We start from the raw sequence: 22,662 nt of genomic DNA, 5'->3' as shown, positions 1-22,662 counted from the left end.
GCTATACGTTTCCTAAGCGTTCAAGCAGCTGCTGCAACACGTTTTCGGTCACTGCCAGCGCGGCGGGATCGATATCGGCCAGCAGCTGCGCGCGCAGCGCATCCGCCTGCGTTTTCACCGTAGCGAACGCCTCGTTGCCCTGCTCGGTTAACACCAGCAGGCGCTTGCGACGATCTTCCTTTGGCTGCACCCGTGCCAGCAGTTGCTGTTTCACCAGCCGATCGACCAGCGGCACCACACTGGCTTCCTCCAGCCCCAATAGCTGTGCCAGCGCCTTTTGCGTCGGCGGTTCACTGGCGGTCGCTACGCTGGCAATTGCCAGCCAGCTACTCATACTCAAACCGCTCTCTTTCAGGCGACGATCGACCGCCAGCCGCCACGCATGGGCAGTAAGATGCAACAGACGGGAAAACGGTTGTGGATGGTCAGTCAAAGCATAGCGGCCTAATGGTTAGAGTTCTAACTAAATGGGAGGGTTATTATAAGCTAAGCGACGTGCGAATGAAAAGTTTGCTTACATCAGCAAATCTAGTCGTGCTACACGCAGATTACCAGTTTCACTTAAGTCGCAAAAAGGCCCGATCAGGCCGCGTGTACAGCTTGCCTGTATAACTTTTTTCGGCAAAATACCCTATATTATTAAGTAAATTAGCCTGATAAGCACGAAATGCACAAGCCGCCGCTTGTACAGATTAGGGGTTGCTGTATAACTTTAGCCGCCATGAATCGGTTAACGATTCGGTAACGAATGATGCAGTTGCGTCGCCTCTGAAGGTGTTGTGGATTTCCACCTTCAGAGGTGTCTTTTTGTGTTGGGTGGTGAGTCAGGTTTTTCGCGCCTGTCCGCGCGGAAATATTTCTTCCTGGTTGTGCTGGCCGCTGGGCCATCAGCCAATCTTAAGAGCTTACACATGCAAAATGCCGTCAATAGCAGCGATGTCCTCGCAGACAATTTCAAACAGGCCGTTAACAGTGAAACCAATGAGATGGAAGTCTTAGGCCATCTGATTGCTGAAATCCTGCACAGCGGTATGCCGGTGACCAATAAGGCCATTATTGCCGCCCTGATTGGCCGGCTGGAGCAGGAAGCCGATGTCGTCCAGCTGGATGTCTACCGTCACCTGCTGGAACTGGTGGTTCACCAGACTCCGGATGATTTTTCGCTGTAGCCGCAGCGGATTCCAGGGATGGAATCAACCTTATCGCCCCGTTTTACTGGCGCCTCGCGTCATCCCCCGGTAACATCGCCCGCGTTAACTTTTCCACTAAATATTGCTATGCCGTGACGGCATGCGCATCCAATAAAAGAGCCTGCAACAGATGAGTCAAACTGCCGATCGCCCCGCTGCCACAGCGAGCGACATCACGGTCGCACGTGTGCTGCGTTCACCCTCTCTTTTCACCCGCGAGTGCCTGGCCGGGGTGATTACCGCCCTGGCGCTGATACCGGAAGTGATTTCGTTCTCCGTGATTGCCGGCGTCGACCCTAAAGTCAGCCTTGTCGCTTCGGTGGTGCTGTGCCTGACGCTGTCGATTCTGGGAGGACGGCCAGCGATGGTCACCGCGGCGGCCGGTTCCGTCGCGCTGGTGATCGGACCGATGGTGCACGCGCATGGCGTGGAGTACATTCTGCCGGCGGTAATCCTCGGCGGTATGATTCAAATCATTTTCGGCCTTGCCGGGCTGTCGCGCATGATGCGCTATATTCCGCGCTCGGTGATGCTCGGCTTCGTTAACGCGCTGGGTATACTGATTTTCTTTGCGCAGGTGCCGCACGTCTGGGGCCAGTCGGGTCCGGTGTGGCTGCTGTTCGCCGCCACGCTGGCCATCGTGCTGCTGCTGCCCAAAGTGCTTAAAAGCGTGCCTTCGCCGCTGGTGGCTATCGTGGCTGTCACCGCTGTCGCGCTGCTGCTGGGCTATCGCGTGCCCAACGTCGGCGATGAAGGGCCAATGCGCGCCGGCCTGCCGGATTTCAATACCCTGCTGGTGCCGCTTAATCTGCAGACGCTACAGATTGTCTGGCCCACCGCGCTGTCGGTCGCCTTCGTCGGCCTGATGGAATCCCTGCTGACCGCCAAACTGGTGGATGACATGACCGATACGCCTTCCGGTAAGCGGCGTGAATCCTGGGCGCTTGGCGTCGGCAATATTCTGGCAGGCTTTTACGGCGGTATCGCCGGCTGCGCGATGATCGGCCAGACCATTGTTAACGTTGAGCTGGGCAAGGCGCGTACCCGCGTGTCCACCGTGGCCGCGGCGCTGGTGCTGCTGTTGCTGGTCACCGGTCTGAGCCAGATCATGGCGCAGATTCCGATGGTGGTGCTGGCGGGCATTATGATGGTGGTCGCGGTGAAAACCGTGAACTGGCACAGCCTGCAGCCGGCCACGCTGAAACGCATGCCGTGGTCGGAAACGCTGGTGATGGTGCTGACCGTCGCCGTCACGGTGTGGACCGGTAACCTCGCGCTTGGCGTGCTGGTGGGCGTGATGCTCGCCATGATGCTGTTTGCCCGCCGTATCGCTCACGTGATTCATGCCGAACGTCAGCTGAGCGACGATGGCCAGCAGGTGCACTACACGGTGCGCGGCCCGCTGTTTTTCGCCAGCAGCAACGATCTGTTTGAGCATTTTGACTACGGCCACGATCCGCAGCGCGTCACCATCGATTTGACCTACGCGCAGATTTGGGATGCCTCCAGCGTGGCGGCGCTCGACGCCATTGAGTACCGCTACCAGCGGCACGGCGCCAGCGTCACCTTCACCGGCCTGGATAACCGCAGCAGCGATTTCCGCGATCGCCTCAGCGGCAATCTCGGCTAGATGTGCGATCGGGACGCCCGACGCGGGCGTCCTGTTCGGCAGGTGGGCGGCGGGAAATCTTTCTGCGCTGCGCTATTTTCTGCTCTACGATGGCCGCGCTTCGCTTGCGTAAAGGCGGATTCGTGGCTTTGCTTATTTCTCAGTGCGTTAACGATTACGCGGTTCGTAACAGGAGGAGAGCAAGATGAGTGGTTTGATGAAGGCAGCCTTAGCGGCACTGACATTGGTTACCCTGGCCGGCTGTATGCAACACAGCGATGCGGTGGGCAGTGACGGACGTCCGCACGCACCCAGCAAGCAGTCAGTACCTGGCGCCAGCGAAGGCGAAGGCCCGGTCGGGCAGCCACAGGATTGAGATTAGCGGGACAGACGTTATGTCCCGTTTTTATTTGACTGCCAGACGTTCACTCCATTAATTCCGGCATAACTGAAGCCATGGTTAACGAGCTGGATCGTCTGGTAAGCGATGCAAAGCCCTTAACTCCCCCAGTAATCTCGCTGCTAATTGGCAAATCCCGATTGCGATTGCCCATTTCAAGAGATGGCGGATAAATCAGAATTTTATTCCGGCCAGCTGATCATTTCCTCCAGCTGCCTGAGAATGTCCGGGAAGTAACTCTCATTGATAGCCAGTTCGCCCTTTATCTGAACGCTATCAGCATGGTGTTCAGGACGAAGAACATATTCAATAATCACGATATCATCACCCGTGACCTTACTCAGAATCATATTGAGCTGGTTGAGCTGGCTGCGAAAACTAAAAGATTCAATTTCATGGCGGGCCATTACCGCCTTGTAGTATAGAGAAAATGTTGCGCGCAGTTCCTTCAGTTCGCCGACGGTAAACTCAGTCTGAAACTGCACCTTCACTCCGCTGACGGAAAACTCCACATAAGACTTAATCCAGTCCCAGAGGTGATTAACCGGATCGGTTTCGTTATCAACAACACGCTCAAAGGGTGAGATGGTGAAGACGAATCCTTCATTTCTAAAATCAAACATGCGTGCTTTCCTGCAGGTTAATCAAAATATTTAAAATGGGTGATCGTCCAGTCTGACTCTCGCACCACAACCTCAAGAGTGTATTTTTTATACTCTGTTATGTTTAGCTTGCGATTGAGTTTATACATCTCAGTTTCGTAGCGAAACATCCCTTCGCCTTTACGGGGATCCGCCATACGCCTGCCGTAACGGATAGCTTTTTCCTGGATATGTAATGGAACATAGCGCCCCGGTTCATACATATGCCGGGCTGCTGTTTCTGTCATTTTAAGGTTACCAGCAGATAAACCGGTTTTTAACCGCGCACGAAGAAACATGATAGTCGCCTGACTAAGTTTCACCCTGACAGCCGCGCGCGTAGCAGTTTCAAAAAGTACGCGGCCCGCGCGAAAAATACGGAAAACGCCAAAAGCGATAAGCGCAATATCGGTGGGATCAATCAAGGGGGCTTCAAGAGGAGCCTCTTCCAGGCGCAGAAAGTGACCCTGTGTATCATATATCTGCCACAGTCCTGGGGCCTGTGCGACTGAATAACCAATACACATGCCACTGGTTTCATCCAGTATGGGTTGTGCGTTATACGGCAATGTCCGGGGCCGAAGTTCAAAAAATACATCAGCCGGTAATGGCGACTGGAAGGTGTAATATCTACCCGGTTCTTTCGTTGCGGTTTCTGCAATCATCATCGTTCCCTCGTTTTTAACAGACTTGCGGTAGTACCACTGAATGTCAGAGCGACAATTCAAGATTACTCCCCGTTGCGTCATCAGCAAACCCAAATCATGTGCCCCTACCTCATCTGCGCCCTGGAGCATAACTTTGAGCGGGTAAGCGATAGGTGGCAGATAATTTCTGGACGTCCTTGTCGTAAATGCGAGCGGGGACAAGTGCCCACCTCCCCGCTATCAATTGCGATCTCTATCATCATTTTCAGCATCAAAATGTTGAACACCTGGCTGCGCATGATCGAAAGAACGTGATGGTTACAATGGTTGTGGTTGGCGGGCAGAAGTAGACCGTTTGATATTATGAAGTGATATTAGGAAAAATTTTCAGGCACAAAAAAACCGCCCTTGGGCGGTCACGACATTGCTACTTATTGCTTTGATTTTATTCGGTATTAAATATGGTGCCCGGGGCGGGACTTGAACCCGCACGACCATAAGCCGAGGGATTTTAAATCCCTTGTGTCTACCGATTTCACCACCCGGGCAGGGTGTAAACTGGAGGCGCGTCCCGGAGTCGAACCGAGGTGGACGGATTTGCAATCCGCTGCATGGCCACTCTGCCAACGCGCCTTTTAATCTGAGGTGCAAGCCGTCTGCGACGTATTGCAATATCTGGAGCGGGAAACGAGACTCGAACTCGCGACCCCGACCTTGGCAAGGTCGTGCTCTACCAACTGAGCTATTCCCGCATTTGCTTATGCTTCACCGAACTTGCTGATTTTATTCAGCTTCTTGCAGCCCTGCTGCCGTTCGATGCGATGCATTCTACTTATCTGACGCAACGAGTCAATAGAATTATCCACACACTGCGTCCGTTTGCTGCTTTTTGAATCGCATCGATCAGCTATCGAGCAAATCGCCGCGTGCCGCGCTTAAATACTGGAACATTGACCAGAAAGTCAGCACCGCTGCGATGTACAACGCCACCACGCCAACGCCCACTACGGTCGCGTCCGGACGCCACAGCAGCGCCACCAGCGACAGCATCTGCGCCGTGGTCTTCACTTTGCCAATCCACGACACCGCCACGCTGCTGCGCTTGCCAATCTCCGCCATCCACTCACGTAAGGCCGAGATGATGATTTCACGCGCGATCATGGTGGCGGCCGGCAGCGTGATCCACCAGGCGTGGAAATACTCGGCGACCAGCACCAGCGCCATCGCCACCATCACTTTGTCAGCGACCGGATCGAGAAAGGCACCAAAACGTGTTGTCTGCTTCCAGCGACGCGCGAGGAAGCCATCAAACCAGTCAGTGACCGCAGCAATGACAAACAGCAGCGCCGTCGCGAAGGGAGCCCAGTGAAATGGCAGATAGAACGCCAGCACGAAGAACGGGATCAGAACAACTCGAAACAGGGTAAGACACGTCGGAATGTTAAATTGCATATGCCAGTAACTGTCTGGTGTGAGTAGGATTTAACGTATGTTCCTACATTGCCCACCCTGTTTCAATGTTAGTGTTTCAGCGAGTAGTAGATTTTTTCCGCCAGGGCGAAGGAGATACCCGGTACTTTAGCGATCTCATCGACGCTGGCATTCATCAGCGGTTGCAGGCCGCCCATGTACTTCAGCAGCTGCTGACGCCGTTTGGGTCCGACGCCTTCAATGCTCTCCAGCGCGCTGGTGTTCTTCACTTTGGCGCGTTTTTTCCGGTGGCCCGAAATTGCATGATTGTGAGCGTCGTCACGAATGTGCTGGATAACATGCAGCGCCGGCGAGTCTGGCGGCAGCGAAACGCCCTCGCCTTCCGCCGCAAAGAACAGCGTTTCCAGGCCGGCTTTACGGTCGCTGCCTTTTGCCACGCCGAGCAGAATCGGCCGGTTTTTATCCCATGGCACATCCAGTTCCGCAAACACCTGCTGCGCCTGCGCCAGCTGCCCTTTACCGCCATCGATCAGGATCACATCCGGGATCTTTTCCGGTTCCAGCGCCTTGCCGTAACGACGGCGCAGCACCTGATTCATCGCCGCATAGTCATCACCGGGGGTAATTCCTTCAATGTTGTAGCGGCGATAGTCAGCGCGCAGCGGGCCGTCACGGTTGAACACCACGCAGGACGCGATGGTCTGTTCGCCCATAGTGTGGCTGATGTCGAAACACTCCATGCGGTTAATCTGCTCCAGTTTGAGGAACGCCGCCAGCGCTGCCAGACGCTGCTGGATGGTCGAGTGCTGCGCCAGCCGCGTCGTCAGTGCCGTGGCGGCATTGGTGCGCGCCAGCTTCAAATAGCGCGCGCGGTCGCCGCGCGGTTTGCTCTGAATGCTGACCTTGCGCCCGGCCAGTTCGCTCAGCGATGCGGCCAGCAGTTCCCGCTCAGGCAAATTGAAGTCCAGCAGGATATCCGCCGGTAAGGTACGCGCTTCGCTGCCCTGCAGATAAAACTGTCCGACAAACGTCTGCACCACTTCGGTGAGTTCCGTGTCTGCGGGCACCTTCGGGAAATAGCTGCGGCTGCCCAGCACTTTGCCCTGCCGGATAAACAGCACGTGCAGACAGGCCATGCCGGCGTCATAGGCCACGCCCATCACGTCGAGATCATCGCCCTGATTGGAGACGAACTGTTTCTCCGTAATCCGCCGCACCGCCTGAATCTGGTCCCGCAGGCGCGCCGCCTCCTCGAAGCGCAGGCCCACGCTGGCCTGCTCCATACGCTGCACCAGCTGATTAATTACCTGATCGTCTTTACCGGCCAGAAACAGCCGCACATAGTCGGTTTGCTGCGCATATTCCTCTTCGCTCACCAGGCCGGCGACGCAGGGGCCGAGGCAACGGCCAATCTGATACTGCAGGCACGGACGCGAGCGATTGCGGTAGACGCTGTTCTCGCACTGGCGAATCGGAAACACCTTTTGCAGCAGCGCCAGGGTTTCACGCACCGCATAGCCGTTGGGAAACGGACCAAAGTATTCGCCTTTGGCGTGTTTGGCACCGCGGTGCATCGCCAGGCGCGGATGCGGATCGCCGCTAAGGAAAATATAGGGGTACGACTTATCGTCGCGCAGCAGCACGTTGTAGCGCGGCTGATACAATTTGATGTAGTTGTGCTCCAGCAGCAGCGCTTCGGTCTCGGTATGGGTGACCGTGACATCAATATTATGGATGTTGCTGACCAGCACTTCGGTCTTACGGCTTCCCACCTGCGTGCGGAAATAGCTGCTCAGGCGTTTTTTAAGGTCTTTGGCTTTACCAACATAGATCACCGTGCCTGTCGCGTCATACATGCGGTAGACGCCGGGCTGACTGGTCACGGTGCTGAGAAAGGCTTTAGGATTGAAAACGTCACTCACTACTGATTAACGGCTCCGCATTGAACAGGCCATGGCGTATGGCCAGATGCGTTAACTCTACGTCACCACTGATGTTCAACTTGCTGAACATGCGATAGCGGTAGCTATTAACGGTTTTCGGGCTCAGGTTAAGCTGCTCGGAAATCTCCGTCACCTTTTGCCCTCGGGTAATCATCAGCATAATCTGCAATTCCCTTTCCGACAAACAGCTGAACGGTGATTCGGCGCGCTGCGGCTCAATCTGGCTCAGCGCCATCTGCTGAGCGATATCAGAGGCGATGTAACGCTGACCGGCGTGCACCGAGCGAATGGCGCTGACCACTTCCTGCGGCGCCGCCCCTTTGCTGAGATAACCTGCCGCACCGGCCTGCATGACTTTCGCTGGCAGGGGATTTTCGGTGTGGATAGTCAGCATGATGATGCGGATATCCGGATTGAAGCGCACGATTTTGCGCGTCGCCTCCAGTCCGCCAATGCCGGGCATGTTCATGTCCATCAGCACCACATCCACAGGATGAGTGCGGCACCATTTTACCGCATCCTCACCACAGGCCACTTCCCCGGCAATCACCAGTCCCTTCATATCTTCCAGTATGCGACGAATACCGGCGCGTACCAGTTCATGGTCATCAACAAGAAGCAGGCTGATCAACGGGACGTACTCCGCAGGTTAGTGGGGGAAAATATATTTCAGGGGCGTTATCTTACCGGGTTTCGCGTGGAAAGAACATCAGGGGCGCCAGATAAATCTCAAAACCAATGACCCATGTCAAATAGCAGGCAGCAGTGATGGTTTTTTTTAGCTGATGCAATACCATACTGGAATAAAATTGTTAAAATGTGACTAATATCATTAAGTTATAATTTATAACCCGCCTTCGCTTCTTCCCGCCGGCAGCACAAAAAAAATAATCTTTCCGTGGAAGTTTTTTGCGCACAAAAAATAACGAACGGCGCAATTAATTAACCGTCTGCGCGCGGGTCGATGATGTGGCCTAAATTCTTCCATCAAGCGTATGATATACTCTGTTTTTTATGCACGGGAAGAATGTGTGCGCACAAGGTCATTCCACAAAGGAGATAATGATGAGTGATGAAGATTTCGTAACATCGCGCGATACCCAGGCGCTGGCGGATGAAGTTGCCTGCCTGAAAATGATGGTGACGCTGATCCTGAAAGGCATGGGCCAGGCTGATGCCGGTAAGGTGATCATCAACATGGAGCGCTACGTTCAGTCCGCGCTGGCCGATAAACCGCAGGCCGAGGTGTTCAGCAACACCATCCGCCAGATTAAAACCGCCTACCGTCAGTAAGCGGCGTGCCCTGCGCATCCTGCGCGGGGCGTTAGCTGTGTGACTGCCAGTTGACCGACACGCCCAGCGAGGGCAGCACTTCTTCCGGACTGAAGCGACGCGTGCCGCGATACTTCTCCGCCAGCGCCGGCTGCTGCACCGGAATACGAATGGCAAACAGATTGTCTTCTGACTGGATCAGTCCCGGCGAGAGCGGCTCGTACACCACCTGATGCTGCTCAAACATTTTCTCCAGCATCGGCGTGGCCGAACTGATCAAATACTCCATCCCGCTCAGCTCTGCCAGCTGTACCGAATGCCATAAGATGTTCAGCGGCAGTTCGGCATCCACTTCAAGGCGGGCCGAATAGCGCGACATTTCCCACACTTTTTGCTGATCAAAAGGCAGCACCATGCCCTCCGGCACTTCAGGCTCGTGCCACGGTAACAGACGTGCGCAGCCACAAATGCCCTGACGCGCAGTCCAGGCAATCAGCCAGGTGACATCGGAACGATCGAAGCGATCGTACTCCTGCCCCGGCGTGCTGAGTCGCGGCGGAATTGACCAGCCCTCGCCACGCGCAAAGACGCTGTAACGATAGGTGCCCAACTCGGCCAGCAAAGAGGACGGCATATCCTTTAGCTGTGTTTGAATTATTTTCATCATGCGCCCCTGACATCCCCATGTTTGCAATGATTTATTAAGCGCCAGCCTGGCGGAGTTTCCGGCGCAGGGTAGACAACTGACTGCGGCTTAGGAACTACTAAAATTAGTAGTTGCCTTTTCGCTATATCAGGCCGATGGCTGCGGCATAACAGGCAATCTGCGTTTTATTGGAAACATTAAAACGCTTTTGCATATTCTTTTGGTGAAAATTTACCGTGTGTTCAGAAATAGCCAGAATGAGGGAAATTTCGGCTGAGGTTTTTCCCTCCGCTGTCCATTTCAATATTTCCAGCTCGCGCTGACTAAAATCATTCGATAACACCACCATTGAGCCGTCATTCAGACGGTCCAGCACACGCAAACTCAGTTCCGCCAGGAAGTGCAGTTGCACCTCCAGCTCAACGCGTCTGTGCTGGGTCTGGCTGGGTTGTTGCGATGCTATAGATAATATACCAATGGCACGATTTAGCGCCATTGCCGAGCATGAAAAGCCACTTACCAGCCCTGCTGCATTGGCTTCTGCCCATAAATTGCCTGCGCCGGTAAATAAATCACGCGTCCACTCCACGCCGCGACCGGGCTGCTGGCAGAGCATTAACACCGGATCCACCGCATAGTAATTTTCACTCTCGTAGCGTTTCACCCAGCTCTGCGGATAGGTGCTAAAGAGAAAAATACGCGGTCGGGTAAAAGGCACCGGATGCTGTACCAAAAAGGCAAAAGCATCAAATCCAAGGGCCTCAACATGTTTTTGCAGCAGCGATTTCAATTGCAGCACTTCAGAAAGCGCCTGAAATTCTTTTTCAGTTTCGCCTCGCCAGACGAAATAATTATCGATGGTCATTATTGCCCTGGCGCTGTTTCACGCCTTATTCATAACAGGATATCTGTGCCGATTAATGTAAAAAATAAATTAACCAGAGAAAAAATATTGATTGAAACCAGAGCGGCATTGCGGGCAAAAAGTGATAACTACCTTGTTGTCAATATGTTACCCAAATGAGAAATTAAACTATGGTGCGTTTGCCAGCGGCACCATCAGGATGATAAGTCGTGAGAATCAGAATAAGATTTTTCTGAAGAATTTTCAATCGTCCTGTTGATTAAACGCCAGACTTCGCAGATAAAACATTCGCCTCATCATTAATCGCTATTATCTTTGCCATTTCCCTTTTTTATACCGCCCGTCATAATCTTCCTGCTGATTAAGTCCGCAGCGCGGCTTAATTCCAGTTATTTCTGCAGTGTTTCCCTGCCGTGCCCCTGTGGCAGACATTTCCGGCACCGTCTTTTCCAGCTACGCTTTAGCAGAGGCGCAAGGTGGCAGGCACCAGCATAGCTCCGCAGGCTGGCGCGATTTCAGCAAACTGAGTGGGACTGACTATGTTAAACCAGCTGGCATTACCCTTTCTGGTCGTGGGCATGTGTACCGCCCTGATGATCGCTAAAGATCTGTTGCGTCACCCGCATCCGCTGGCGGTCATGAATATCATCTGGCCGCTCACCGGGCTGTACATGCCGTTTTTCGGCTGGCTGGCATGGTGGTATCTCGGGCGTAAACCGTCACGTCAGCGAAAACTGGCGCTGCTGCTGCCACCCGGATTAACCGGTTATGCCAGCTGGCAAACCATTTTTATTTCCACTTCGCTCTCTGCCGCCGCCTGTATATTCGGCGACATCATCACCCTGCCAATAGTCACTCTGCTCAAGCATTTTGCTATTAGCCCGGCGCTGTGGTTACAGGCGGTTATTTGCGTGATGATTTCGTTACTGGCGGGATTATTTTTTCAGTTTCTGGCCATTCGCCAGCGGGAACAACTTTCTATTGTCCGTACGTTATTATTAGCGCTGAAAACAGAAACCTTTCCGCTGCTGATTTATCAAACGGGAATCTTTATCTTTATGACGCTGGCCCTAAAATATGTGCTTAATCAACAGCTCAATCCCCTGCTCAGCGCCTTCTGGTTTATGTTACAGCTGGCGATGCTCACCGGATTTATTTTCTCCTGGCCGGCAAATCATTTCCTCATCAAACGCGGATTAAACCCGGCGGTGTAGTTTAGCGACAAAAGCCTGCGCCGCGCATGCCAAGGTGGAAATGGCTGGCATGCGCCGCATTGTAATCCGGCCCCAGCGCATTACCGAAGCTGGCACAGCCGTTGCGCCATAACGCGTGCAAACCGGCAGCGGCCTGCGGCGGTTGCTGCCAGTTTTTGCCTACCTGCAGCCAGCGCCCGTCCGCCAGCTGAAACCCCGTGATGTCCCACGCCTCCGCCGTCGCGTGTTCACTGCGGCGTCCTTCCTGGCGGTGATAAATATTGCGGCAGGCGTAACTGCCAACGTGCGCGATGCGGCGCAGCGGCGAGGTAATGCCGGCCTGCTGCAGCGCCGCATTGCTGCGCGTAACATACAGCGTGCTGGCCACCGCCATCGGACAGCTGGCAAGAAAACTGCTGCTCAGCGTGACCTCACCGAAGCGGCTGATGCGCAGCGGTTGATCAATCGGACAATCGCCCTGCAGCGGCGGCACCTCACGGAAACTGACTCTGCCCTGCGCGCTGGCCGCGCGCATCACCGCCAGACACGCGGCCGGATCGCTGCTCAGCCGCTGCAGCTTGTAGCGCGTCATCCAGCCTGGCGGATCGGTAACCTGGAGCGGTATAAACGGATTCCACTGTGGCGGCAGATGCGTTTTCAGCCAGGGTAAACTCCACCAGCCGCACAGGGCCAGCAGCACTATCGCGAGCAATGCGCGCACGCTGCCTCACTTTTTCCGGGTTCATCGAAATGACAAGTGTAGAACCCTGCGCAGCGCTGCGTGGTGCAAGCGGCTCATTTGCAGAACATTTACGCAAAATGACGGCACGGCGCGCCATGTAAATATTTACTGACACGGTAAAGCACGCAAAAGGGCACAAAGGTTTAAAAACCATTACCGAGAGTGGCCGCCTTTCCTCTATCTTATGCCCTCTTGCCCTGTGCAACAGCACGTTATTCAACAGCCAGCAGAGCTGACACAACATCAAGACAGGAAAGATATTTTTATGGTTGATCAATCTAAAGCGGCGCCTGCTGAGGCCGAACAGCCGGAAAAACTCCGGCGCAACCTGCATAACCGTCACATCCAGCTTATCGCTATCGGCGGTGCCATTGGCACCGGTCTGTTCATGGGCTCCGGTAAAACCATCAGCCTGGCGGGTCCGTCGATCATCTTCGTCTATATGATCATCGGTTTTATGCTGTTCTTTGTGATGCGCGCCATGGGTGAGCTGCTGCTCTCCAACCTTGAGTACAAATCCTTCAGCGACTTTGCCGCCGACCTGCTCGGTCCGTGGGCCGGTTATTTCACCGGCTGGACTTACTGGTTCTGCTGGGTGGTGACCGGCATCGCCGACGTGGTGGCGATCAGCGCCTATTTCCAGCTGTGGTTCCCGGACTTCTCGATCTGGATGAGCGCGCTGCTGTGCGTGTTTGTTTTCCTTGCCCTGAACATCGCCACGGTAAAACTGTTTGGCGAGATGGAGTTCTGGTTCGCCATTATCAAAATTGTCGCCATCGTGGCGTTAATCATCACCGGTATTGTGCTGGTTAGCCTGCACTACCCTTCGCCGAACGGAAGCCACGCGGCGCTGAGCAATATCTGGGATCACGGCGGCATGTTCCCGAAAGGGCTGAGCGGTTTCTTTGCCGGCTTCCAGATTGCGGTGTTTGCCTTTGTCGGCATTGAACTGGTGGGTACGGCGGCGGCGGAGACCAAAGATCCGCATAAAGTTCTGCCGCGCGCCATCAACGCGATCCCGCTGCGCATCATCATGTTTTACGTGCTGGCGCTGCTGGTGATCATGGCGGTGACGCCGTGGAACCAGGTCATGCCGGATCGCAGTCCGTTCGTTGAAATGTTTGTGCTGATTGGCCTGCCGGCCGCTGCCAGCATCGTTAACTTTGTGGTGCTGACCTCCGCGGCCTCCTCAGCCAACAGCGGCATCTTCTCCACCAGCCGCATGCTGTATGGCCTGGCGGAACAGGGCGTGGCGCATAAGGCGTTTGGCCGTCTCTCGGCGCGCGCGGTGCCGACCACCGGCCTGTTCTTTTCCTGCCTGTGTCTGCTGGCTGGCGTGGCGTTGATCTATCTGATTCCGGATGTGATGACGGTCTTCACCATGGTGACCACGGTCTCGGCGATTCTGTTTATGTTTGTCTGGACCATTATCCTGTGCAGCTATCTGGCCTACCGCAAACAGCATCCGCAGCGTCATGCGGCGTCACGCTTCAAAATGCCACTCGGCAAGCTGATGTGCTGGGTGTGCATGGCTTTCTTTGCCTTTGTGCTGGTGCTGCTGACCCTGCAGGAAGATACCCGCCAGGCGCTGATGGTGACGCCACTGTGGTTTGTGGTGCTGACCATGGGCTGGCTGCTACGCCGGCGTAAAGCCTGATCCACGTAAACGAAAAGGCCCGGTTATCCGGGCCTTTTTCGTTATAAGCGTTCTGTGAATTTGTGCCACGCCTGCGCCAGTGACGGCCGCAGCGAATCTTCCCGCTGTGGTGCTGCTGCCGGCGCTGCGGCGGGACCGAGATTAAAGGTAAAGGTGTAATCCGGCTCTTCCCCCATGCGCAAATCCACGATCAGCGTGTCGTTGCCCTGCTGGCGCATGGCATAAAATCCATGGCTGAACCACGCAACGCGTTCCGCGTGCCACTGGCCTTTAAACGGGGCAAAAAGCGCGGGATGGCGATCGTACCAGCGGATCTGTAAGGGACGATCGGGCGACAGCAGCGACCACCAGGCTTCCCCGTAGCGCTGCGGCGTGATAATTACCGTGCGCCACACCAGCGTGTTGAACGCGGTGGGCGTCACCAGCAGTTGCTGCGGCTGCACGTCCTGCTGCGTCAGCTGGTGCTCAATATGCCGGGTAGCAACACTTTGCGCCACCATGCTCCAGCCCAGGTACAGCGTGCTAATGAGCAATCCGGCCTGATTCCAGCGCAGCCCGCACGCATCCCGCCGCCACAGTGCGACGATCAGGGCGATCAGCAGCGGCAGCGTGTAGAGCGGATCGATGATGAACATGCTGCCGATGGCGAACGGGTAATCGGTCAGCGGCAGCCCGAGTTGCGTGCCGTACACCGTGGTCAGGTCCAGCAGCGGATGCGTGATCAGTGCCAGCCAGATGGCGAGGCACCAGGCGCGCCAGTGCTGCCGGCTGCGCGTCGCGCCAGCCACCAGCCAGCCAAATAACGGTGCCACCAGCATCAGCCACAGCAGCGCGTGGCTCTCGGTGCGGTGCAGCGTCATGTTGCGAATGGCATCGCCGTGGTCGATAAACACGTCGAGGTCCGGCAGCGTGCCCGCGACCGCCCCCGCCAGCGCCGCCTGCCACAGCGGCACGCGTTTGCCCATTACGGCCACGGTCACCGCCGCGCCCAGCGTTAGTTGTGATAGCGAATCCATGCACTCTCCTGGTCAGCCACGGGGATCAGCGCACGCGGATCCCTTCAATGATCATGCGCTGAACGTTATCCAGCGTCTGGGCAAAAAATTCCGCATCGTTTAGCGTCTGGCCGGTGATGGCTTCCACCTGGGACGCGAAATCAGCGTAGTGCTGCGTGGTCGCCCATAGCAGAAAGAACAGATGCTGCGGCTGCACGCCGGCAATACGCCCTTCGGCGATCCACTGTTCGATAATCGCTGCTTTGTCATCCACCAGCGCTTTTAAATCCCCCGCCAGCTCGCCCTTCAGCAGCGGCGCGCCCTGCAGCATCTCCAGACAGAACAGGCGGGATGCCTGCGGGTGGTCACGCGACACTTCCAGCTTGAGACGAATATAGTTGCGGATGGCCACCAGCGGATCCTGGTCATGACGCAGCGCACGCAGCGGCGCCAGCCACACATCAAGAATCTCTTTCAGTACCGCCACATACAGCACTTCTTTTGACGGATAGTAGTAAAGCAGGTTGGTTTTTGAGACGTCCGCGCGCTCAGCCACTTTATCCAGACTGGTGCCGTGAATGCCAAACTGCGAGAAGAAGGCCAATGCCGCTTCCAGAATAGCTGCCCGTTTCGCCGCAACGGCCCGCGATCGGCGTCCTGGCTTTTTTTCATCGCTTTTCACACTGTTACCTCTTCCATCCTGCGAAATCGCATCATAACAAACGCCCTGTTTCCTGCCTAATGCTGTGCCCTGCACCTTTTTCGCTCAGGTGACGCATGAAAAACGTGCAATTTGTTTTGACCAGATGGTCTGTTTTGGACCAGTCACTCAGGATTCACCACATCGCTAATTTTAACTGATTGTTATGTATCACTTTTAAAATTGTGGCACAGGCTTTGCAATTTTGTGATCGAGCGCCGCCCGCAGGATGCGTGCAGGAAGCAACGCAGCGCGTGAAGCAATCCATGTTCAATGCAGAGAGGTTTCACATGAAAATTGGCGTTTTCGTTCCGATTGGCAACAATGGCTGGCTCATCTCCACGCATGCCCCGCAATACAAGCCGACCTTTGAGCTCAACAAAGCGATAGTGCTCAAGGCTGAGCACTATCACTTCGACTTTGCCCTGTCGATGATTAAGCTGCGCGGCTTCGGCGGCAAAACCGAATTCTGGGACCACAACCTGGAGTCCTTCACCCTGATGGCCGGGCTGGCCGCGGTGACCTCACGCATTGAAATCTACGCCACCGCCGCCACCCTGACGCTGCCGCCCGCCATCGTGGCGCGCATGGCCGCCACCATCGACTCCATTTCCGGCGGCCGCTTCGGCGTTAATCTGGTCACCGGCTGGCAGAAGCCGGAGTATGAGCAGATGGGGCTGTGGCCGGGCGATGAATATTTTGCCAGCCGCTACAACTACCTGACGGAGTATGTCACGGTGCTGCGCGACCTGTGGGGCACTGGCCAGAGCGACTTCAAAGGTGAGTTCTTCACCATGAACGACTGTCGCGTCAGTCCGCAGCCGCAGAAGCCGATGAAGGTGATTTGCGCCGGGCAAAGTGATGCCGGCATGGCCTTTTCGGCGCAATACGCTGATTACAACTTCTGCTTCGGCAAGGGCGTCAATACCCCGACCGCCTTTGCACCTACCGCCGCACGCATGAAACAGGCCGCGGACAAAACCGGGCGCGACGTCGGTTCCTACGTGCTGTTTATGATTATCGCCGCCGAAAGCGACGAAGCCGCGCGCGCCAAATGGGAACACTACAAAGCCGGCGCAGACGAGGAAGCCCTCGCCTGGCTCACCACGCAGAGCCAGCAGGACACTAAATCCGGCAGCGACACCAATGTGCGCCAGATGGCCGATCCGACCTCTGCCGTCAACATCAATATGGGCACACTGGTCGGCTCCTATGCCAGCGTGGCACGCATGCTGGATGAAGTGGCGCTGGTGGAAGGCACCGAAGGCGTGCTGCTGACCTTTGATGATTTCCTGCAGGGCATTGAAGATTTTGGTGAACGTATCCAGCCGCTGATGGCGTGCCGCCGCGCGCTGATTGACGCCCATAAGGAGGTTGCATAATGAATACCGTCGTTTGTGCCCACAGCAGCAGCCAGCCTGCAGTGACTCTGCCGGCGCGCCCGGAAGCCATCGCCCTGCCGCCGGCGCAAAGCGCGCTGATTGTGGTGGATATGCAGAACGCCTACGCCAGCCAGGGCGGCTATCTCGATCTGGCCGGGTTTGATGTCTCCGCTACCCAGCCGGTTATCGCCCGGATTCATCAGGCGGTTACCGCCGCCCGCGCGGCGGGAATGCAGATCATCTGGTTCCAGAACGGCTGGGATAATCAGTATGTCGAAGCCGGTGACGCCGGTTCGCCTAATTTCCATAAATCCAACGCGCTGAAAACCATGCGTCAGCGGCCGGAGCTGCACGGAACCCTGCTGGCAAAAGGCGGCTGGGATTATGCGCTGGTGGATGAGCTGGTGCCGCAAGCCGGCGATATCGTGCTGCCCAAACCGCGCTACAGCGGCTTTTTCAACACGCCGCTCGACAGCATGCTGCGCAGCCGCGGTATTCGTCATCTGGTGTTTACCGGCATTGCCACCAACGTCTGCGTGGAATCGACGCTGCGCGACGGCTTTTTCCTCGAGTATTTCGGCGTGGTGCTGGCCGATGCCACCCACCAGGCCGGACCGTCGTTTGCTCAACAGGCGGCGTTGTTCAACATTGAAACCTTTTTTGGCTGGGTCAGCGATACCGACACCTTCTGCGAGGCGCTTAAATCGTAACCGCCGTTTCACCTGCACGCTTAATAATAAGGACTCTGAGTCATGCCTAAAACAGTGATTATTCCTCCCGGCACCACGACGCCGATCGCTCCGTTTGTACCCGGCACCTTAGCCGATGGCGTGGTGTACGTTTCCGGTACGCTGCCGTTCGATGCCGACAACAACGTGGTGCACGTCGGGGATGCGGCGGCGCAAACCCGCCACGTGCTGGAGACCATCAAAAAAGTGATCGAGACCGCCGGTGGCAGCCTGCAGGACGTCACTTTCAACTCGATTTTCATCACCGACTGGAGCAACTACGCGGCGGTAAACCAGGTGTATGCCGACTATTTTCCCGGCGACAAACCGGCGCGCTTCTGTATTCAGTGCGGTCTGGTGAAACCCGATGCGCTGATTGAAATCGCCAGCGTGGCACACATTGGCCGGCAGGAGGCGTAATGCATCTGGACATACAGGGATTAAGCGCGCCCGACGCGCCGACGCTGGTACTGTCGTCCGGGCTGGGCGGCGTGGCCGCTTTCTGGCAACCGCAGCTGGCGGCACTGACGCCGCACTATCGCGTGGTGACCTACGATCAGCGCGGTACCGGTCGCAGCCCCGATACGCTGCCGGAAGGTTACAGCATGGCGATGATGGCGGCGGAACTGGCCGACGCGCTGGCGAAGCACGGCATCGAACAGTATGACATCGTGGGCCATGCGCTTGGCGGGCTGATTGGCCTGCAGCTGGCGCTCGATTATCCGCAGCGCGTGGGACGCGTGGTGGTGATTAACGGCTGGCTGGCGCTGGATGCCCACACCGAGCGCTGCTTCCAGGTGCGCCAGGATCTGCTGCTCAACGTTGGTGTGGAAGCGTTTGTGCGCGCGCAGCCGCTGTTTCTTTATCCGGCCGAATGGCTGGCACGCCATCAGTCGCGCATCAGCGCGGAGGATGTGCATCACGTGGCGCATTTCCAGGGCATGGAGAACCTGCTACGGCGTCTGCACGCGCTGAAATCGGCCGATTTCCGTCCGCACGCCTCGCGAATCACCCAGCCGGTGCTGGCGATATGCAGTCAGGATGACCTGCTGGTGCCGTGGAGCTGCTCGCCACAGCTGGCGCAGGCGCTGCCCAACGGCAGCCTGATTGAGATGCCGTGGGGCGGCCATGCCATGAGCGTGACCGATGCCGACAACTTCAATGCGCTGCTGCTGCGCTGGCTGGCGGACACCGCCACGCCGGCTCGCCGCGCCAGCTAATCACGGAGCCGATGATGAGCGTACATGAACTGCCCCTGCTGCCCGAAGTGAGCCAGCAGGCTTTCCGCGATGCCATGTCCGGCCTGGGCGCGGCGGTCAATATCATCACCACTGACGGTCCCGCCGGACGCGCCGGTTTTACCGCCACCGCGGTGTGCAGCGTCAGTGATACGCCGCCGACGCTGCTGGTTTGCCTCAATCGCAACGCGTCGGTGTGGCCCCTCTTCCGCGATAACGGCGTGCTGTGCGTGAACACGCTGGCCGCCGGGCAGGAGTCATTGTCGACGCTGTTTGGCGGCAAAACCCCGATGACCGAACGTTTCGCCGCCGCCCGCTGGCACACGCAGCGCAGCGGCGCACCGCTGCTGCAGGGGGCGCTGATGGCGTTCGACTGCACCATCACGCAGGTCGTCAGCGTGGCGACACACGACATTCTGTTTTGCAACGTGATGGCGCTGGAGCGCCATGATGCCCAGCCCGGTCTGATGTGGTTTGACCGTCGCTACCATGCCCTTTCACGGCAGGACGCCCGCTAACGCCGCACCGTGCGGCCCGGTTCGACCACTACCCTGGAGAAGACGATGGCGAGTTCCTGGTTCCCCCGCTGGCAGAAAAAGTCAGCCATGAGCGATAACGGGCTGATTGCCCCGGACGAAACCCTGCCGCTCGGGCAGACGTTCGTGCTGGGCCTGCAGCATGCGGTAGCAATGTTTGGCGCAACGGTGCTGATGCCGCTGCTGATGGGGCTGGACCCCAATCTGGCGATTCTGGTTTCCGGTATCGGCACCCTGCTGTTCTTTGTCATTACCGGTGGTCGCGTGCCGAGTTATCTCGGATCGAGCGCCGCGTTTGTCGGCGTGGTGATCGCCATTACCGGCTTCAACGGTCAGGGGCTCAATCCCAACCTGGCGCTGGCGCTGGGCGGCGTTATTGCCTGCGGCGCGCTCTACACGCTGATTGGCCTGGTGGTGATGAAAGTGGGTACCGGCTGGATTGAACGGCTGATGCCACCGGTGGTAACCGGCGCGGTAGTGATGGCCATCGGCCTTAACCTGGCACCGATTGCGGTGCACAGCGTCTCCGCCTCGATGTTTGATAGCTGGATGGCGGTGATGACGGTGCTGTGCATCGGGCTGGTGGCGGTATTTACCCGCGGCATGGTGCAGCGGCTGCTGATTCTGGTCGGACTGATTGTCGCCTGGGCGCTGTACGCTCTGCTGACCAACGTGATGGGCTTCGGCAAGCCGGTGGATTTCAGCCGCGTGGCCAGCGCCGCATGGTTTGGTCTGCCGCACACCACCGCGCCGGTATTTGATATGCAGGCAATCGTGATGATCGCACCGGTGGCGATTATTCTGGTGGCGGAGAACCTCGGCCATATTAAAGCGGTGGCGGGCATGACCGGGCGTAATCTCGATCCGTGGATGGGACGCGCGTTCGTCGGTGACGGCCTGGCAACCATGCTGTCCGGCTCCATCGGCGGCAGCGGCGTCACCACCTATGCCGAAAACATTGGCGTGATGGCGGTGACCAAAGTCTACTCCACGCTGGCGTTTGTCGCTGCGGCGCTGATTGCGCTGGTGCTGGGCTTTTCGCCTAAGTTCGGCGCGCTCATCCACACCATTCCCGGCCCGGTGATTGGCGGCGCTTCAATTGTGGTGTTTGGCTTAATCGCCGTGGCCGGCGCACGTATCTGGGTGCAAAACCATGTCGATTTTAGCCAGAACAGCAATCTGATTATGGTGGCGACCACGCTGGTGCTCGGCGCCGGGGATTTTGCGCTGAAGATTGGCAGCTTTACCCTCGGCGGCATCGGCACGGCCACCTTCGGTGCCATCATCCTCAACGCAATTCTGCAGCGACGCGGTGCCGCGCTGACCCAGCCGGCGGCGCGCCCGCAGCCTTAAGGCTTCTGCGGTGCCTGCTCCGGCACCGCTTTTTTGCGCCGCAGGCGCAGTTCACTGACAATCACCCCGCAGACAATCAGTGCGCCGCCCAGTAGCGCCGCGGCCGGTAACCGTTCGCCGGCAATGCGTCCGACCACACCGGCCCACACCGGCTCGCCGGCATAAATCACCGTGGCGCGCGTCGGCGAGACGCTGCGCTGCGCCCAGTTCATGGTGACCTGAATCAGCGCGCTGGCCGCGCCGAGGCCCAGCGCGCTGAACAGCAGCGGCGCCGATAACGTGGGTAAAGATTCGCCGTTGGGCAGCATCAGCACGAAGGCGCAGGCCGAGGCCACCAGCAGCTGTACCAGCGTCACGCGGCGCACATCGACCTGTCCGGCGTAGCGGCTGATAAGAATGATCTCGGCGGCAATGGCGAGGGTGCTGAGCAGCGTGGCGATCTCACCGGCATTCAGCGTCAGGCTGCCATCCTGCGGACCTGCCACCAGCACCAGACCGGTGAACGCCAGCAAAATGCCCAGCCACGCCATCAGGCCCGGCGGCCGGCGCAGAAACAGCCATTGCAACAGCGGCACCACCGGCACGTAAAGCGCGGTCAGAAACGCCGACTGGCTGCTGGAAATGGTTTGCATACCCCAGGTTTGCAATCCGTAACCACCGGCAATCGCCACGCCAATCAGCGTACCCGCTTTGATTTCCAGCCAGGTAATGTGACGCAAATAGCGGCGAAAGAAAAAGGCCAGCAGCAGCGAGGCGGTAGCAAAACGCAGCCCGACAAAAAAGAACGGCCCCGAATGCGCCATGGCGCGATGCACCACCAGAAAGGTGCCACCCCAGACCATCGTGATAAAAATAAGTACCAGCTCCTGACGCGTAATACGCAGGCTGAGGCGGGAAGTGGAAGCAGACATAACGCACCAGAATAGAGGACTGGCGCACATTTTTGCTGATTAGCCGGGCAAATTGCAATCATTGTAACCGCCGGGCGTACCCGGCGGCCGGGGATACCGTCACAGACGCACTATTTTTTCGCGCGGCTGCGTCCCCCCTTTTCACCTGCTTCGGCAGCACGCTGCGGATCATTTCTGAAATTCCCGCCGCTGTTTTTACCGCCTTTACGACCCGCTTCCGCGGCCCTTTCGCGATCTTCCGCGAAGTTGCCTGATCCTCCACGATGTTGAGCCATCATTTCCTCCAGGTATTGAGCATAGGTGGTGAAGACATTTCACTGCGCTAACAGTGTCAGGTCAGGTGCGTAATATCTCGCCACACCCGCTTAAAGCATAGCCAATGGATGCGCACAATCAGGCACATATTCATACTTTGCAACAGATAAACCGCTTAGCATCGTTTTTATGACGAGATATTCAGCTGAAAAACAAGCGGTTAGCGGCAGAAGTCGCAGCGCGATCTCCGTGACTGTTCAATGGCTGACCAGCATAGCGCGCAGCCTCTTCTATACTTCTTTCTGTTCCTTACACCACAGGATGAAAA

At 56.9% G+C, this 22,662-nt stretch carries 25 protein-coding genes and 3 tRNA genes; 12 read left to right on the top strand and 16 right to left on the bottom strand.

Annotation, left to right across the window (positions count from 1 at the left end):
- Nucleotide 1: 1 nt before the first annotated feature.
- Nucleotides 2–433: a MarR family winged helix-turn-helix transcriptional regulator gene (locus tag F3J36_RS00925; protein ID WP_058759700.1), complete on the bottom strand. Its 432-nt coding sequence runs from the start codon at nucleotides 431–433 to the stop codon at nucleotides 2–4.
- A 478-nt stretch (nucleotides 434–911) separates the two neighbouring features.
- Here F3J36_RS00925 and F3J36_RS00920 point away from each other — a divergent pair, with 478 nt between their 5' ends.
- From F3J36_RS00920 to F3J36_RS00910, 3 genes are all read left to right on the top strand, one after another.
- A complete protein-coding gene (locus F3J36_RS00920) occupies nucleotides 912–1,169 on the top strand; it encodes a biofilm/acid-resistance regulator YmgB/AriR (RefSeq protein WP_058759735.1) in 258 nt (85 codons plus the stop codon).
- 151 nt (nucleotides 1,170–1,320) lie between these two features.
- Nucleotides 1,321–2,820, top strand: coding sequence for a SulP family inorganic anion transporter (locus tag F3J36_RS00915; RefSeq protein WP_166718666.1), 1,500 nt, complete (start codon nucleotides 1,321–1,323; stop codon nucleotides 2,818–2,820).
- Between the two features lie 184 nt (nucleotides 2,821–3,004).
- Nucleotides 3,005–3,175: a hypothetical protein gene (locus F3J36_RS00910; RefSeq protein WP_058769590.1), complete on the top strand. Its 171-nt coding sequence runs from the start codon at nucleotides 3,005–3,007 to the stop codon at nucleotides 3,173–3,175.
- 206 nt (nucleotides 3,176–3,381) lie between these two features.
- Here F3J36_RS00910 and F3J36_RS00905 read toward each other — a convergent pair whose 3' ends face one another.
- The 8 genes from F3J36_RS00905 to uvrY form a co-directional block, all read right to left on the bottom strand.
- Nucleotides 3,382–3,822 carry a hypothetical protein gene (locus F3J36_RS00905; RefSeq protein ID WP_166718665.1) on the bottom strand — a complete coding sequence of 147 codons (441 nt, stop codon included), beginning with the start codon at nucleotides 3,820–3,822 and terminating at the stop codon, nucleotides 3,382–3,384.
- A 17-nt stretch (nucleotides 3,823–3,839) separates the two neighbouring features.
- On the bottom strand, nucleotides 3,840–4,508 hold the full coding sequence (locus tag F3J36_RS00900; RefSeq protein WP_247653120.1) for a hypothetical protein: 669 nt from the start codon (nucleotides 4,506–4,508) through the stop codon (nucleotides 3,840–3,842).
- 441 nt (nucleotides 4,509–4,949) lie between these two features.
- Nucleotides 4,950–5,035: transfer RNA gene (locus F3J36_RS00895), tRNA-Leu, on the bottom strand.
- Between the two features lie 11 nt (nucleotides 5,036–5,046).
- Nucleotides 5,047–5,120: transfer RNA gene (locus F3J36_RS00890), tRNA-Cys, on the bottom strand.
- Between the two features lie 43 nt (nucleotides 5,121–5,163).
- A tRNA-Gly gene (locus F3J36_RS00885) sits at nucleotides 5,164–5,239 on the bottom strand.
- Nucleotides 5,240–5,390: 151 nt separating this feature from the next.
- Nucleotides 5,391–5,939 (bottom strand): CDP-diacylglycerol--glycerol-3-phosphate 3-phosphatidyltransferase, encoded by a 549-nt coding sequence (gene pgsA / locus F3J36_RS00880; RefSeq protein WP_021508275.1) that lies wholly within the window; start codon nucleotides 5,937–5,939, stop codon nucleotides 5,391–5,393.
- Nucleotides 5,940–6,007: 68 nt separating this feature from the next.
- Nucleotides 6,008–7,840, bottom strand: a complete 1,833-nt coding sequence (gene uvrC, locus F3J36_RS00875) for an excinuclease ABC subunit UvrC (protein WP_021508276.1) — start codon at nucleotides 7,838–7,840, stop codon at nucleotides 6,008–6,010.
- Nucleotides 7,833–8,492 carry a UvrY/SirA/GacA family response regulator transcription factor gene (uvrY, locus tag F3J36_RS00870; protein ID WP_021508277.1) on the bottom strand — a complete coding sequence of 220 codons (660 nt, stop codon included), beginning with the start codon at nucleotides 8,490–8,492 and terminating at the stop codon, nucleotides 7,833–7,835. Before uvrY ends, uvrC begins: the two co-directional genes overlap by 8 nt.
- 434 nt (nucleotides 8,493–8,926) lie before the next feature.
- Between uvrY and F3J36_RS00865 the strand changes: the two genes are divergently transcribed.
- A complete protein-coding gene (locus F3J36_RS00865; protein WP_010616664.1) occupies nucleotides 8,927–9,154 on the top strand; it encodes a DUF2594 family protein in 228 nt (75 codons plus the stop codon).
- A 31-nt stretch (nucleotides 9,155–9,185) separates the two neighbouring features.
- Here the strand turns inward: F3J36_RS00865 and F3J36_RS00860 are convergent, their stop codons facing one another.
- Both F3J36_RS00860 and sdiA read right to left on the bottom strand, forming a co-directional pair.
- Nucleotides 9,186–9,797, bottom strand: a complete 612-nt coding sequence (locus F3J36_RS00860; protein WP_031279842.1) for an acyl-homoserine-lactone synthase — start codon at nucleotides 9,795–9,797, stop codon at nucleotides 9,186–9,188.
- Between the two features lie 124 nt (nucleotides 9,798–9,921).
- A complete protein-coding gene (sdiA, locus tag F3J36_RS00855) occupies nucleotides 9,922–10,644 on the bottom strand; it encodes a transcriptional regulator SdiA (protein ID WP_021508278.1) in 723 nt (240 codons plus the stop codon).
- A 539-nt stretch (nucleotides 10,645–11,183) separates the two neighbouring features.
- Between sdiA and F3J36_RS00850 the strand changes: the two genes are divergently transcribed.
- Nucleotides 11,184–11,858 carry a DUF4396 domain-containing protein gene (locus F3J36_RS00850; protein ID WP_088516446.1) on the top strand — a complete coding sequence of 225 codons (675 nt, stop codon included), beginning with the start codon at nucleotides 11,184–11,186 and terminating at the stop codon, nucleotides 11,856–11,858.
- A 1-nt stretch (nucleotide 11,859) separates the two neighbouring features.
- Here the strand turns inward: F3J36_RS00850 and F3J36_RS00845 are convergent, their stop codons facing one another.
- On the bottom strand, nucleotides 11,860–12,558 hold the full coding sequence (locus F3J36_RS00845) for an extensin family protein (RefSeq protein WP_058769587.1): 699 nt from the start codon (nucleotides 12,556–12,558) through the stop codon (nucleotides 11,860–11,862).
- 286 nt (nucleotides 12,559–12,844) lie between these two features.
- Here F3J36_RS00845 and cycA point away from each other — a divergent pair, with 286 nt between their 5' ends.
- Entirely contained in the window at nucleotides 12,845–14,236 is a 1,392-nt protein-coding gene (cycA, locus tag F3J36_RS00840; RefSeq protein WP_132465259.1) for a D-serine/D-alanine/glycine transporter, read from the top strand.
- Nucleotides 14,237–14,277: 41 nt separating this feature from the next.
- On the opposite strand, the gene F3J36_RS00835 is transcribed toward cycA, so the two are convergent.
- On the bottom strand, nucleotides 14,278–15,252 hold the full coding sequence (locus tag F3J36_RS00835; protein WP_166718664.1) for a metal-dependent hydrolase: 975 nt from the start codon (nucleotides 15,250–15,252) through the stop codon (nucleotides 14,278–14,280).
- 25 nt (nucleotides 15,253–15,277) lie between these two features.
- On the bottom strand, nucleotides 15,278–15,913 hold the full coding sequence (rutR, locus tag F3J36_RS00830; protein WP_031279844.1) for an HTH-type transcriptional regulator RutR: 636 nt from the start codon (nucleotides 15,911–15,913) through the stop codon (nucleotides 15,278–15,280).
- 308 nt (nucleotides 15,914–16,221) lie between these two features.
- Here rutR and rutA point away from each other — a divergent pair, with 308 nt between their 5' ends.
- Genes rutA through rutG form a run of 6 tightly spaced genes read left to right on the top strand, consistent with a single transcriptional unit; the run spans nucleotide 16,222 to nucleotide 21,168 of the window.
- Nucleotides 16,222–17,313 (top strand): pyrimidine utilization protein A, encoded by a 1,092-nt coding sequence (rutA, locus tag F3J36_RS00825; RefSeq protein WP_058759710.1) that lies wholly within the window; start codon nucleotides 16,222–16,224, stop codon nucleotides 17,311–17,313.
- Nucleotides 17,313–18,023 carry a pyrimidine utilization protein B gene (gene rutB / locus F3J36_RS00820; RefSeq protein WP_141496467.1) on the top strand — a complete coding sequence of 237 codons (711 nt, stop codon included), beginning with the start codon at nucleotides 17,313–17,315 and terminating at the stop codon, nucleotides 18,021–18,023. The genes rutA and rutB overlap by 1 nt, the downstream gene beginning before the upstream one ends.
- 42 nt (nucleotides 18,024–18,065) lie before the next feature.
- Nucleotides 18,066–18,461: a pyrimidine utilization protein C gene (gene rutC, locus F3J36_RS00815; protein ID WP_021508286.1), complete on the top strand. Its 396-nt coding sequence runs from the start codon at nucleotides 18,066–18,068 to the stop codon at nucleotides 18,459–18,461.
- Nucleotides 18,461–19,261 (top strand): pyrimidine utilization protein D, encoded by an 801-nt coding sequence (gene rutD / locus F3J36_RS00810; protein WP_166718663.1) that lies wholly within the window; start codon nucleotides 18,461–18,463, stop codon nucleotides 19,259–19,261. The genes rutC and rutD overlap by 1 nt, the downstream gene beginning before the upstream one ends.
- 14 nt (nucleotides 19,262–19,275) lie before the next feature.
- Nucleotides 19,276–19,797: an NADH-dependent FMN reductase RutF gene (gene rutF / locus F3J36_RS00805; protein ID WP_058769583.1), complete on the top strand. Its 522-nt coding sequence runs from the start codon at nucleotides 19,276–19,278 to the stop codon at nucleotides 19,795–19,797.
- A 45-nt stretch (nucleotides 19,798–19,842) separates the two neighbouring features.
- On the top strand, nucleotides 19,843–21,168 hold the full coding sequence (gene rutG, locus F3J36_RS00800) for a pyrimidine utilization transport protein G (protein WP_021508289.1): 1,326 nt from the start codon (nucleotides 19,843–19,845) through the stop codon (nucleotides 21,166–21,168).
- Here rutG and F3J36_RS00795 read toward each other — a convergent pair.
- Together F3J36_RS00795 and F3J36_RS00790 are read right to left on the bottom strand one after the other, a co-directional pair.
- On the bottom strand, nucleotides 21,165–22,079 hold the full coding sequence (locus tag F3J36_RS00795) for a DMT family transporter (RefSeq protein WP_058775397.1): 915 nt from the start codon (nucleotides 22,077–22,079) through the stop codon (nucleotides 21,165–21,167). The two genes, rutG and F3J36_RS00795, sit on opposite strands and share 4 nt — an antisense overlap.
- 110 nt (nucleotides 22,080–22,189) lie before the next feature.
- Entirely contained in the window at nucleotides 22,190–22,354 is a 165-nt protein-coding gene (locus F3J36_RS00790; RefSeq protein WP_010616548.1) for a general stress protein, read from the bottom strand.
- Between the last annotated feature and the right edge of the window lie 308 nt (nucleotides 22,355–22,662).

Origin of the sequence: Pantoea sp. Cy-640 (genome assembly GCF_011752635.1) — a bacterium.
GTDB lineage: Bacteria > Pseudomonadota > Gammaproteobacteria > Enterobacterales > Enterobacteriaceae > Pantoea > Pantoea dispersa.
The sequence above is the reverse complement of the archived record's forward strand: the minus strand, read 5'-3'. Positions and strand labels throughout refer to the sequence as shown.